10 protein-coding genes and 1 tRNA gene are annotated in these 12,266 nt (G+C 61.8%); 7 read left to right on the forward strand and 4 right to left on the reverse strand.

Annotated features, from left to right (window positions below):
• Positions 1-31 precede the first annotated feature (31 nt).
• Both GF111_RS21755 and GF111_RS21760 read left to right on the forward strand, forming a co-directional pair.
• Positions 32-1,063, forward strand: a complete 1,032-nt coding sequence (locus tag GF111_RS21755) for an NADP-dependent oxidoreductase (RefSeq protein WP_055312009.1) — start codon at positions 32-34, stop codon at positions 1,061-1,063.
• Between the two features lie 153 nt (positions 1,064-1,216).
• Positions 1,217-2,005 (forward strand): alpha/beta fold hydrolase, encoded by a 789-nt coding sequence (locus GF111_RS21760; protein ID WP_047574528.1) that lies wholly within the window; start codon positions 1,217-1,219, stop codon positions 2,003-2,005.
• Between the two features lie 135 nt (positions 2,006-2,140).
• Here the strand turns inward: GF111_RS21760 and GF111_RS21765 are convergent, their stop codons facing one another.
• Positions 2,141-3,061, reverse strand: coding sequence for an AraC family transcriptional regulator (locus GF111_RS21765; protein WP_055312008.1), 921 nt, complete (start codon positions 3,059-3,061; stop codon positions 2,141-2,143).
• A 105-nt stretch (positions 3,062-3,166) separates the two neighbouring features.
• Here GF111_RS21765 and GF111_RS21770 point away from each other — a divergent pair, with 105 nt between their 5' ends.
• Complete coding sequence (locus tag GF111_RS21770; protein ID WP_055312007.1) at positions 3,167-4,000, forward strand: oxidoreductase; 834 nt, start codon at positions 3,167-3,169, stop codon at positions 3,998-4,000.
• Positions 4,001-4,096: 96 nt separating this feature from the next.
• Here GF111_RS21770 and GF111_RS21775 read toward each other — a convergent pair.
• The 3 genes from GF111_RS21775 to dpiA form a co-directional block, all read right to left on the reverse strand.
• Positions 4,097-4,172, reverse strand: a tRNA-Asn gene (locus GF111_RS21775).
• Between the two features lie 114 nt (positions 4,173-4,286).
• On the reverse strand, positions 4,287-7,376 hold the full coding sequence (locus tag GF111_RS21780) for a beta-galactosidase (protein WP_147190430.1): 3,090 nt from the start codon (positions 7,374-7,376) through the stop codon (positions 4,287-4,289).
• A 102-nt stretch (positions 7,377-7,478) separates the two neighbouring features.
• Positions 7,479-8,165: a two-component response regulator DpiA gene (dpiA, locus tag GF111_RS21785; protein ID WP_021505854.1), complete on the reverse strand. Its 687-nt coding sequence runs from the start codon at positions 8,163-8,165 to the stop codon at positions 7,479-7,481.
• Between the two features lie 313 nt (positions 8,166-8,478).
• Between dpiA and citC the strand changes: the two genes are divergently transcribed.
• Genes citC through citF form a run of 4 tightly spaced genes read left to right on the forward strand, consistent with a single transcriptional unit; the run spans position 8,479 to position 12,266 of the window.
• Positions 8,479-9,549 carry a [citrate (pro-3S)-lyase] ligase gene (gene citC, locus GF111_RS21790; protein ID WP_038877983.1) on the forward strand — a complete coding sequence of 357 codons (1,071 nt, stop codon included), beginning with the start codon at positions 8,479-8,481 and terminating at the stop codon, positions 9,547-9,549.
• Positions 9,549-9,857 carry a citrate lyase acyl carrier protein gene (citD, locus tag GF111_RS21795; protein WP_019452464.1) on the forward strand — a complete coding sequence of 103 codons (309 nt, stop codon included), beginning with the start codon at positions 9,549-9,551 and terminating at the stop codon, positions 9,855-9,857. Before citC ends, citD begins: the two co-directional genes overlap by 1 nt.
• Positions 9,841-10,761: a citrate (pro-3S)-lyase subunit beta gene (gene citE / locus GF111_RS21800; protein WP_147190369.1), complete on the forward strand. Its 921-nt coding sequence runs from the start codon at positions 9,841-9,843 to the stop codon at positions 10,759-10,761. Before citD ends, citE begins: the two co-directional genes overlap by 17 nt.
• Entirely contained in the window at positions 10,761-12,266 is a 1,506-nt protein-coding gene (gene citF / locus GF111_RS21805; RefSeq protein WP_028130661.1) for a citrate lyase subunit alpha, read from the forward strand. Before citE ends, citF begins: the two co-directional genes overlap by 1 nt.

A 12,266-nucleotide genomic window follows, 5' to 3' on the forward strand; every position in this document is an offset into this window, starting at 1 on the left:
AGAGCGAAATGAGTCTTATGGAGCGACCATTATGTCTGCAGGTTTATCAAACAACCGCGAAGTTAAACTTATCCGCCATGTGCAGGGAGAAATTCACCCCGAAGATTTCGCCATCATGGAAACGACCATTCCTGCGCCCGGACCGTATGAAGCCGTAGTCCGCAACCGTTGGTTCCGTGTATCCATCTCGACACGGTTGATGGCGCAGGAGGATGCAAAGGCCGCCGAAGGCATTCCGTTCCCGCCTCTCAACCCCGGAGACACTCTGGCGGACGGCGCGATCGGAGAAGTGGTCCAGACCGGATCGGGCTGCAGCCTTCCTGTAGGGAGCCTTGTCATGCATCCGTTCGGTTGGCGGGAATATGCTGTGATCCACGAACACGACGGCAAGCTCATCGATTGCCGCGAACCTGACCCAGCGGCTTATCTCGGCCATGGCTGGACGGCCTATGCCGCGTTGACCCGAGGCGTTCAGGTGAAGAAAGGTGACACCGTGTTCGTTTCCAGCGGCGCGGGGGCCATTGGCTCGATGGCTGGACAGATCGCACGGCTCCTCGGCGCGACACGCGTGATCGGTAGCACGAGCAGATCCAGCAAGGCCCGCTGGATGCAAGAGGAACTGGGCTATGATGCCGTCGTCACCCGAGACGGCGGCCCCATGAACGAGCAACTGGCGAAAGCCGCACCTGAAGGCATTGATGTCATCGTAGACATGGTGGGGGGTGAACAGCTCGCGGCGGCGATTAAGTTGGCAAGGGATGGTGCCCGTGGCGTTCTGCTCGGTGCGCTCACCGCTGAGCTGAACGCAGAAAAGGCGTCTTTGCAGGCTCCGGTTACATTGGACAGCTTTCAAATCATCTTCAAAGGTATGACATTACGCGGCTTCAGCGCGGATCATTCGCCCGATGCGTTTGGATTCTGGTTACGCGATCTGAAGACATGGAAGCGTGACGGACGCATTCATCTTACGTCCACGACCTTCAAGGGAATTGAAAGCTCGATATCTGCATTGCAGGAAGCCTGTGCCGGTCGCCTCAAAGGCGTGGTCCTGATCGAGCTATAAAACGGACGTCGTCATCTGGCATAGCCGTTTGGATGACTTACCCGCCATTCCTAAGCCTTATCGGTTAAATCGTCGTGTGATGGCGCAATGGCGTCTACGGAAAGTTCGCGTCACGCAGGCTGAAAACCACATTTTTCTCACATTGGAGTCAATATGACTAACACATATCATCGCGTGGGCAACGGACCCCACCCCGTTCTCGTTCTTCACGGTTGGTTCGGTGACGCGCACTCGTTCGAAGAGATTGAACCCTGGTTGAATGTCCACGCGTTCAACTATGTGTTCATGGATTATCGCGGCTACGGGGGCATGCAGGAAACGCGCGGCGCATACACGATCGATGAGATTGCCTCCGATGCGCTGGCGCTTATTGACGCTCTTGGCTTTCACGACTTCAGCCTGATAGGTCATTCGATGGGGGGAATGGTGATTGAGCGGATTGCAACGCGCGCGCCCAATCGAGTGCGGGCACTCGTTGCCGTTGCACCCGTTCCTTGCGGCGGCATTTCGTACGATGCTACGACGCGCCGCCTGCTTGAAGATGCTGCTGAGCAACTGGACAATCGAAAAGCCATCATAGACCGCAGTACTGGCGGACGGTTGCCCTTATCCTGGGTCGAATGGAAAGCAGCGTATTCGGTATCGCATTCCTCTCAGGAAGCATTTTCTGCGTATTTTCATGCATGGGCCGATACCGATTTCAGCGATGAGATTGTCGGATCGCATCCGATAAAGGTGCTTGTGGGTGAGCACGATCCAACATTCAATGCCGGGTTAATGGCCAAAACCTATCTTCAACGCTATCCCCATGCAACGGTTGAGATTCTGGAAAACGCCGGCCACTATCCGATGAACGAGACACCGCTCGCGCTTGTCAGGGCTATCGAATCCTTCCTTGCCGAAACAGCCACTGTCGGGCATATCCCCTCGTCCGCTCGGTGACGAGGGTAAGAGGCACAGAGGGCCTTAACTTGTCGGCATCTTTCATTCCAGCGGTGACTGGAATCGTTCGCGTTCTTATGCGCCAGAAGCGAACACTCCATACCTCAAGGTAGAGTTTGCCATACCAAATAAGCCTCAGTGCGACGAAACAAATACCGAGGCAGGCTGCGCGGGCGGAATGGCGAAGTGACGCTGCATGCGTTTTATCTCCTCTGCCGGTGGCAGGCCAAACAGACGTTTGAATTCGCGGTTAAATTGCGATGGGCTTTCATAGCCAACGGCGTAACTCGCGGCGGCGGCGGTGATTTGTTGGCGTACCATCAGCATCCGTGCCTGGTGCAGGCGTACCGATTTCACATACTGCATTGGCGGCATCTGCGTTATCGCCTTGAAATGGCTATGAAAGGTCGGCACGCTCATGCCGGCTCTTATCGCCAGCTGCGTCAGCGTTAACGGCTCCGCGTAAGCGGCATGGATGTGCTGCAACGCTTTACCGATTTTGCCAAACTGGCCCTGCAAGGCCAGCGCGGCACGCATTGCGTTGCCCTGTGCGCCTGTCAGCACGCGGAAATAAAGCTCACGCACCCGCGCCGGGCCGAGGATCGCCGCCTCAAGCGGGTTGGTCAGGACGTCAAGTAAGCGAAGTACGGCCATTTTTACCCTGTCGTCCATGGGGCTCGACATCATGCTTTGCGGCGCGACGGGAGGATGCGGGGCGCCATGCTGTTCAATCTGCAACATCAGTTCAGCGGCAAGCTGAAAATCCAGATGCATATAAATCGCCAGCAGCGGATGTGCTGACGACGCGTCGGTTTCCATCACAAACGGCACCGGCACCGAAACCGCCAGGTAGTGCTGCTCATCATATAAATAGGTCTGTTGACCGAAATAGCCGCGTTTGCTGCCCTGGCAGACGATCACGATCCCCGGATCGTAAAGCACCGGCGTTCTGGCAAGCGGGCGATCGGAACGTAAAATTCGCACATCAGGTAGGGCAGTGAGGTTGTATCCCTCTTGCACCGCAAGTTTATTCATCAGGGCAATCATGTCGGACATCCCACCACCTCATAAAATCAGGCAAGAAAAAGAGAAAATACGGCCTAAAAATGCGGCAGAGTAGAGAATACCATGCAACCTTCATGGTTCACGGGAGTTCTTTTTATGGCATCTGCAAAAACGATTTTAATCACCGGCGTCAGCAGTGGCTTTGGCCAGGCGCTGGCACGGGAAGCCCTCGCCGTAGGGCATCGGGTTGTAGGGACGGTGCGCAACAGCGAAGCACTGCAGGCTTTCGGCGCGCTCGATACGCAGCGGGCTTTTGGCTATCTGCTTGATGTCACGGACGTTGAGCGTATTGATGAGGTGGTTGGAAAGATTGAGTCCGCCGTCGGTCCAATAGATGTGCTGGTGAACAATGCCGGTTACGGCCACGAAGGCATTCTGGAAGAATCCCCGCTTGCAGAGCTGCGCCGCCAGTTTGACGTCAATGTGTTTGGCGCAGTGGCGATGATCAAAGCCGTGCTACCAGGCATGCGCCAACGCCGTCGCGGCCACATTATCAATATCACCTCAATGGGCAGTTTCATTACCTTGCCCGGTATCAGCTATTACTGCGGCAGCAAATTTGCACTGGAAGGGATATCAGAAACCTTAAGTAAAGAGCTTGCCCCGTTCAACCTACACGTGACCGCCGTGGCGCCGGGCTCGTTTCGGACGGACTGGGCCGGGCGTTCAATGGTACGCAGCCCTCGCTGTCTCCCGGACTATGACGCGTTATTTGAACCTGTTCGTCAGGCGCGCCAGGAAAAAAGCGGCAAGCAACTGGGCGATCCCGTGAAGGCGGCTCGCGCCATGCTGGCATTGATCGAGAGCCGGAACCCACCCACGCATCTGTTGTTAGGCAGTGACGCATTAAGTTTGGTGCGGCAAAAGCTTGAGGCGTTAGGCAAGGAAATTGAACAATGGGAGAAACTTACCCGTTCAACGGATGGCTGAACGGTTTCGGGTAGGGAGAGTGCAGGGGATCATCGATGATGACCTCCCAACAGCAAAAAGCCCGCTCAGGTTTCCCTGAGCGGGCTTCTCTAAATATGGCTCCTCTGACTGGACTCGAACCAGTGACATACGGATTAACAGTCCGCCGTTCTACCGACTGAACTACAGAGGAATCGTGTGAACGGGGCGAATAATAGCGAGGCGCCGTCGGCATGTCAAAGGCGGATTACACATTCTGTGACTGTTTGCTTACAGAATGCGCAACCCGTTGAGTTTTTTGGCAGATTTAGCTCTCTGGCGCCCGCTGCAGGCGCAGCTGATAGCGGTAAATGCCGGCGGTGAGCAGGTAATCCCGGTGCACGCTCGGGCTCCAGGAGTCGTCGCCGCCCACCCCCATATGGAAACCGTCCAGGTGCAGCCAGGTGCCCGCTTCCGGCTGCAGCAGATGCTGGTGGCTGCAGGCCATCAGCTGTTGCAGCCCGTAGCGGCTGAGCGAGAAGTGGAAGCGGCCGTCGATGCGCCAGCCGCCGTAGCGCAGGCTGCGGGTGTCGCAGCGCAGGCCGTTCTCGCCGGGGAAAATATACGGCGTGTGCAGATCCGCCAGCGGCAGGCGCCAGCGCCCGTGCTGCGCGGCCAGGCGGCGATCCGGGTAGTTCTCGTGCGGGCCCAGGCCCAGCCATTCCACCTGCGGCTGCACCGTCGCCAGTTGGCAGTGCAGGCCGATGCGCGCCGGCGGCGGCAGGGCGTCGGCCACCTCGACCTCCACGTTCACGCTCACCGCGCCCAGCGCGTCGAATAGCCACTGCTTGCGGCTAATCAGCAAAATCTGCTCGTCCACGCCGAACTGGTGTTCGCTCACCACCCGCACGCCGTTTTGCAGCGCATCGGCCTGCAGCCGCGTGCAGCGTTCCTCCAGCCGGTACAGGCCCGCCAGCTTCCAGCGTTCGACCCAGGCGTTGGGATCGATATGGTCCGCCTCGCTGACGCCGATGTCGTTATCGATCGGCGCGCGGGCAAAACCGTCGCGCAGCGGCGTCAGCAGCTGCGGCTGCTCATTCTGCCACCACTGCGTCAGGTGGCCGCTGCTGCGCTCGAAGCGCCAGCGCTGGTCGCCGTGGGTGAGGGTCAGCCCCTGCTCGTCTTCAGTCAGCGTGGGCGGCACGCCCTGCGCCGGCGGCGGCGCGGGATGCAGCGCGCGCGGCACCCGCCACTGATCCCAGGCGCAGCGGTGGTGCGCTTCGGACCAGTCGGTGGCCTGCGGCTGCACCACCTCCACGTTCAGCCACAGCTCGCCGGGCTGATGCAGCATCGGCAGGCGATCGAGCAGGGTGAAGCTATGGCTGCCCTGCGGCGTCAGCGCCAGATCGAAGCTGCCGCTGGCGCGCTCCACGCCGTCCAGCTCCAGCCGCCAGTTGAGCTGCTCGTTGTCGGTGTGGCGGAACAGGTAATCGCTGGTGACGGTCAGCGTCAGCGAGGCGGCGTCGAAGGCGAAACGGAACAGCTGTTGCGCCCGCTGCGCTTCGAACAGCGCCGGATGCGGGGTGCGATCCGCGAACACCAGCCCGTTCAGGCAGAACTGGCGATCGTTGGGGGTATCGCCGAAGTCACCGCCGTAGGCCCAGTGTTCTTCGCCCTGGGCGTCGCGCTTGATCAGCGCCTGATCGACCCAGTCCCAGACAAAGCCGCCCTGCAGGCGCGGATGTGCGTGGAACGCGCGCCAGTAGCGCTCGAAACCGCCGAAACTGTTGCCCATCGCGTGGGCGTATTCGCACAGGATCAGCGGCCGCTGTTCCTCCGGCAGGCCGATCCACTTGCCGAGCGCCCATTTGGGCACCGCCGGGAACGGCTGATCCTGATCCACTCGCGCATACATCGGGCAGATGATGTCGGTAGCGGCGGTGTCGGCGCCGCCGCCTTCATATTGCACCGGGCGGGTCGGATCCTGGCTTTTCACCCAGCGGTACAGCGCGTCGTGGTTCACGCCGTGGCCGGACTCGTTGCCCAGCGACCAGATAATGATGCAAGGGTGGTTGCGATCGCGCTGCACCATGCGGGTGACGCGCTCGCTCATCGCCGGCAGCCACAGCGGATCGTCAGCCAGGCGGTTCATCGGCTGCATGCCGTGGGTCTCGATATTGGCTTCGTCCACCACGTACAGCCCATAGCGGTCGCACAGCCGGTACCACAGCGGGTGGTTGGGGTAATGGGAACAGCGCACCGCGTTGAAGTTGTGCTGCTTCATCAGCAGGATGTCGTGGCGCATCGTCGCCTCGTCCATCACCTGGCCGTGGCGCGGATGATGCTCGTGGCGATTAACGCCGCGGATCAGCAGCGGCTGCCCGTTGAGCTTCAGCAACCCGCCGCTGATTTCTACCTGGCGGAAGCCGACGTCATAGGCCTCCACCTCGATGACCTCCCCCTCGGGTGAGAGCAGGGCGACGGTGGCGCGATACAGCGCGGGCGTTTCGGCGCTCCACAGCGCCGGGCGTTCCACCGGCAGGCGCAGCGTGACCCGATCGTCATAGGCGCCGCGCTCGTCCACGATCTCGCCGCCGAGTGGCTGGGTGCGTTCGGCCACCCGTGTGCCATCGCGCCACAGCTGAACCTGCACCTGCAGCGGGCCGGACCGGCTGGCGCGCGCCGTCACCACCAGTTCGCCGCGGGTAAAGCTGTCATGCAGCGGCGTGGTGATGCGCACATCGCTCAGGTGCGCGGCGGGTTTGTGCAGCAGGCTGACGTCGCGGAAGATGCCGCTCATGCGCCACATGTCCTGATCTTCGAGATAGCTGCCGTCGCACCAGCGCAGCACCATCACCGCCAGCCGGTTTTCTCCCGGCTGCAGCCACGGGCTGAGATCGAACTCCGCCGGCAGGCGGCTGTCCTGCGAATAGCCGACCCAGTGGCCGTTGCACCACAAATAGAACGCCGAGTTGACGCCGTCGAAGATGACGCGCGTCTGGCCGGCGGCCAGCCAGGCCGGATCGACGCTGAAGGTGCGCGAGTAGCAGCCGGTTGGGTTGTCTTCCGGCACGCGCGGCGGATCGACCGGGAACGGGTAGCGCACGTTGGTATAGATCGGCGCATCGTAGCCGGCGAGCTGCCAGTTGCTCGGCACCGCCAGCGGGGCGGCGTCCGGCAGATCCTGCTGCAGCCAGCCTTCCGGCGCCGCCTCTGGGCGCGGGAAATAGCTGAAGCGCCACTCGCCGTTCAGCGACCTGCGGCTGGCGCTGGGGGCGTCGTCGCGCGCGTCTTCCACCGTGCGCCAGCTGGCGAACGGCGGGTGGGCGTCCAGCCGGCGGGAGTGGGTGCAGGCCGGGTTTTGCCAGTCACGGCGGGCGAGGATCTCGGTCAGGGAAGCAAGGGGCGCAGCGGGCATCGGCGATCGTCCAGTCGGCTAGGTGATGCTCACCAAGATGCTGACCGGCGCATAAAAAGTAAAGCGGTTACACGCAACCTTGCAAGGGCGATCAAATAACCGTTAATGCGGTTCGCCGGCGCGGTAGATCCGCTGCGGGCGGCCGACCTTGCCGTAAATGATCTCGGCGCGCAGCTGCTGTGCGGCGGTGCAAAACTCCAGATAACGGCGCGCGGTGGTGCGGCTGAGCCCCATTTTTTGCGCAACGCTTTCAGCGGTGTGGCGCGCGGCGGGTTCGGCAAACAGCGCGCGGACCTTACCCAGCGTCAGCTCGTCGATGCCGGCGGGCAGCGCCGCCTGCTGTTCGCCGCGGGCGTAGGTGTTGAACATCTCGTCGATGCGGCGCTGGTTGAGGCGCGCTTTGTCCTTCAGCGCTTCGCGGCGTTGGCTGAAGCGCTGCAGGGTCTGGCTCAGCCGGTCATAGGCCAGCGGTTTGATCAGGTAGTCGAACACGCCGTAACGCAAAGCCTCGGCCACGGTGGCCATGTCGCTGGCGGCGGTGATGAACACGATGCCGCCGCGATACCCGCTCAGCGTCAGTTCGCGCAGCAGGGTGATGCCCTGGCCGTCGGGCAGAAAGTTGTCCAGCAGGATCAGGTCCGGCTTGAAACGCTCGGTCATGGCGCGCGCCTGCGCCAGGGTGCCGGCCAGCCAAATCTGGCGGCAGCCGCCGTTCTGGCGGATAAACTCCGCGTGCATTTCCGCCAGCGGCGTTTCGTCTTCAACGATCAGGATGTTCAGCCATTCCATAATGAAACCTGCTATTGCAATCAAGATGCTAAATGAATGTAAGTAAATTGCGGCGCCAAATAAAGATTATCTCAATAATAAACACCATAAGATTAATTAAGTAAATAAAGAACATTAAATAACTTATTAACCGGAATCGGTTTGTGAAATAGGTCAATAATCGGCGTTTTTTTTCTGTTTACCATTGATTTATCGAACGCGAGACGGCGTTTATCTCCATGGTTTTTAAGGTTTTAATTACCCTTGATGATGTTAATTAAAATGCCTTTTTGTATTTAATTTGTTGTTTGCCAGTTAACCCAGAGAGCGTGTTATGTTAGGCGATGCCGTATTTAATCGGGTAAAGCGATCGGATCATAAAGCGATTTCGGAAATAAGCGCCTTCTTGCGCAGTAACGATCTGAATATCGACACCACGGTTGAAATATTTATTACCGTTACCCAGCACGACAAATTGGTTGCCTGCGGCGGCATCGCCGACAATATTATCAAATGCGTCGCCATCAGCCCGCTGATGCGCGGAGAAGGGTTGGCGCTGGCGCTGGCGACCGAGCTGGTGAACCTGGCCTACGAGCGCCACCACACTCAGCTGTTTATCTACACCAAGGTGCAGAACGAGCCGCTGTTCCGCCAGTGCGGTTTCTACCCGATCGCCACCGTGCCGGGCATCGTGGTGCTGATGGAAAATAGCCCGTGCCGCCTGAAGCGCTACGCCGCCCAGCTGGCGAGCCAGCGCCGGCCGGGCGACATCATCGGCAGCATCGTGATGAACGCCAATCCCTTCACCCGCGGGCATCAGTATCTGGTGCGTCAGGCGGCCAAACGCTGCGACTGGCTGCACCTGTTTCTGGTGAAGGAAAACACCTCGCGCTTCAGCTATGAAGACCGCCGCCGACTGGTGCTGGCCGGCACCGCCGATATCCCCAACCTCAGGGTACACGAAGGCTCGCAGTACGTGATCTCGCGCGCCACCTTCCCCTGTTACTTCATCAAGGATCAGGGCGTGGCCGACGACTGTTACACCGAAATCGATCTGAAGATCTTCCGCCAGTATCTGGCGCCCGCGCTGGGCATTACGCACCGCTTCGTCGGCAACGAGCCGTTCTGCGCGGTGACCGCGAAATACAACCGCGACATGCGCTACTGGCTGGAAACGCCGGCGCTGCCCAGCCCGCCGATCGCGCTGGTGGAAATCGAGCGTTTGCAATATCAGGGCACGGCGATCTCCGCCTCCTGGGTGCGCAAGCTGCTGGCGGCGGGGGACTTCCACGCCGCCGCGCCGCTGGTGCCGCCGGACACCCTGTACTACCTGCAGGATCTGCAAACGCAGCGCCGGGCCAAGGCGGCCCCGCATCCTTTTGAGTCCGCACAATCAGGTGAATGATGAAAATTATCCGAGAAGCAATGGCCGGCACGCTGGAATCCAGCGATGTCATGGTGCGCATCGCGCCCGCCGAGGGGCCGCAGCACGATCTGTTGATCGCCAGCAGCGTGGAAAAACAGTTCGGCGCGGCGATCCGCCACACCCTGCTGGAGGTGCTGCAGCGCTATGAGGTGGAGCCGGTGCAGGTGATCGTCGACGACAAGGGGGCGCTGGACTGCGTGCTGCGCGCCCGGCTGGAAACGGCACTGATGCGCGCCTGCGAGGGCGGCCAACTGCCGTGGGAGGCGAAAGATGAAAACGCTGAATAAAAGCCGGCTGCGCCGCAGCATGTTGTTCGTCCCCGGCGCCAACGCGGCGATGGTCAGCAACGCCTTTATCTACCAGGCCGATGCGCTGATGTTCGATCTGGAAGACTCGGTGATTCTGCGTGAAAAAGATGCGGCGCGCCGGCTGGTGTATCACGCGCTGCAGCACCCGCTGTACCAGGAGGTGGAAACCATCGTGCGCGTCAATGCGCTCGACTCCGCCTACGGCCTGGCGGACTTGCAGGCGGTGGTGCGCGGCGGCGCGGACATCGTGCGCCTGCCGAAGACCGACAGCGCGCAGGACGTTATCGATATGGAACGCGAGATTGCCACTATCGAAGCGGCCTGTGGCCGGCCGGTTGGCAGCACCGGGCTGCTGGCGGCGATCGAATCGGCGCAGGGCATCACCAACGCGGTGGCGATCGCGCACGCTTCGCCGCGGCTGATCGGCATCGCGCTGGGGGCGGAAGACTACGTGCGCAACCTGCGCACCGAGCGCTCGCCGGAGGGCATCGAGCTGCTGTTCGCCCGCTGCTCGTTGCTGCAGGCGGCGCGCGCCGCCGGCATTCAGGCGTTCGACACCGTCTATTCCGACGCCAATAACGAGGCCGGCTTCCTGCAGGAAGCGGCGCTGATCAAACAGCTCGGCTTCGACGGCAAATCGCTGATTAACCCGCGCCAGATTGAGCTGCTGCACAACCTGTACGCGCCGACCGCCAAAGAGGTGGCGCACGCGCAGCGGGTGGTGGACGCCGCCGAAGCGGCGGAGCGGGAAGGGCGCGGCGTGGTGTCGCTCAACGGAAAAATGGTCGACAGCCCGGTGATTGAGCGCGCCCGGCTGGTGCTGGAGCGCGCCGCGCTGTCCGGCTTACGGGAAGAACCGGCGCAGCACGGGGAGGAAGCATGATGAACCGCCAACAACGATTGATGACCTTCGCCAACCCGGCGGATCTGCCGGGTTATCAGGACGTGTCCAAAGCCAACCTGCAGGCGCGCAAACCGCGCGATCTCAAGCTGTGCGACTCCTTGCAGGAAGCGGTGCGCCGCAGCGGACTGCAGGACGGTATGACCATTTCCTTCCACCATGCGTTTCGCGGTGGCGATTTGGCGCTCAATCAGGTGATGGAGACGCTGGCGGCGATGGGGTTCCGCAACCTGACGCTGGCGTCCAGCTCGCTGACCGACTGCCATGCGCCGCTGGTTGAGCATATCCGCCACGGCGTGGTGAGCCGCATTTACACCTCCGGGCTGCGCGGCCCGCTGGCGGACGCCGTTTCGCGCGGCCTGCTGGCGGAGCCGGTGCAAATTCACTCGCACGGCGGCCGGGTCAACCTGATCGAATCCGGCGAGCTGAAGATAGACGTGGCCTTCCTCGGCGTGCCGGCCTGCGATGAGTTCGGCAACGCCAACGGCTACAGCGGTGAAGCCTGCTGCGGCTCGCTCGGCTATGCGCGGGTGGACGCCGAGGCGGCGGGCACCGTGGTGCTGCTGACCGAGCAGCTGGTGCCGTACCCGCATCATCCCGCCAGCCTGGCGCAGGATCGGGTGGATCTGATCGTGCAGCTGGAGCGGGTGGGCGACGCCGACAAGATCGGCGCCGACGCCACGCGCATGACCTCGAACCCGCGCGAGCTGCTGATCGCCCGCCGCGCCGCCGAGGTGATCGCCGGTTCCGGCTACTTCACCGAAGGCTTCTCGCTGCAAACCGGCACCGGCGGCGCCTCGCTGGCGGTGACCCGGTTCCTGGAGGACAAGATGCGCGCCCGCGGCATTCGCGCCGCGTTCGCCCTCGGCGGCATCACCTCGACCATGGTGGATCTGCACGAGAAAGGGCTGATCGGCAAGCTGCTGGACGTGCAGAGCTTCGATCGGGCGGCGGCGACCTCGCTGGCGCGCAACCCGCGCCATATCGAAATCAGCGCCAACCAGTACGCCAACTTCAGTTCCAAGGGCGCGTCGGTCGATCGGCTCGACGTGGTGGTGCTGAGCGCGCTGGAAATCGACACCGGCTTCAACGTTAACGTGCTGACCGGCTCCGACGGCGTGCTGCGCGGCGCGTCCGGCGGCCACTGCGATACCGCCGCCGCCGCGCGGCTGGCGATCATCGTTGCGCCGTTGGTGCGCGGGCGCATCCCGACGCTGGTGGAGCAGGTGACTACCTGTGTCACGCCGGGCTCCAGCATCGACATTCTGGTGACCGACCACGGCATCGCCGTCAACCCGGCGCGGCCGGAGCTGGCGCAGCGTCTGCGGGAGGCCGGCCTCGAGGTGGTGAGCATCGACTGGCTGCGCGCCCGTGCGCTGCAGCTGACCGGCGAACCGCAGCCGATCGCCTTTACCGACAAGGTGGTGGCGGTGGTGCGCTACCGCGACGGCTCGGTGATCGACGTGGTGCATCAGGTGGCGGAGTAA

It is taken from the genome of Serratia sp. HRI, from assembly GCF_010119335.3.
GTDB lineage: Bacteria > Pseudomonadota > Gammaproteobacteria > Enterobacterales > Enterobacteriaceae > Serratia > Serratia nevei.

Bases quoted from the DNA above. Each gene is read 5' to 3' on its own strand.
- citC (WP_038877983.1), top strand. From the start codon at position 8,479: ATGTTAGGCGATGCCGTATTTAATCGGGTAAAGCGATCGGATCATAAA.
- GF111_RS21770 (WP_055312007.1), top strand. From the start codon at position 3,167: ATGGCATCTGCAAAAACGATTTTAATCACCGGCGTCAGCAGTGGCTTT.
- GF111_RS21760 (WP_047574528.1), top strand. From the start codon at position 1,217: ATGACTAACACATATCATCGCGTGGGCAACGGACCCCACCCCGTTCTC.
- GF111_RS21755 (WP_055312009.1), top strand. From the start codon at position 32: ATGTCTGCAGGTTTATCAAACAACCGCGAAGTTAAACTTATCCGCCAT.
- citF (WP_028130661.1), top strand. From the start codon at position 10,761: ATGAACCGCCAACAACGATTGATGACCTTCGCCAACCCGGCGGATCTG.
- citD (WP_019452464.1), top strand. From the start codon at position 9,549: ATGAAAATTATCCGAGAAGCAATGGCCGGCACGCTGGAATCCAGCGAT.
- GF111_RS21765 (WP_055312008.1), bottom strand. From the start codon at position 3,061: ATGTCCGACATGATTGCCCTGATGAATAAACTTGCGGTGCAAGAGGGA.
- GF111_RS21780 (WP_147190430.1), bottom strand. From the start codon at position 7,376: ATGCCCGCTGCGCCCCTTGCTTCCCTGACCGAGATCCTCGCCCGCCGT.
- citE (WP_147190369.1), top strand. From the start codon at position 9,841: ATGAAAACGCTGAATAAAAGCCGGCTGCGCCGCAGCATGTTGTTCGTC.
- dpiA (WP_021505854.1), bottom strand. From the start codon at position 8,165: ATGGAATGGCTGAACATCCTGATCGTTGAAGACGAAACGCCGCTGGCG.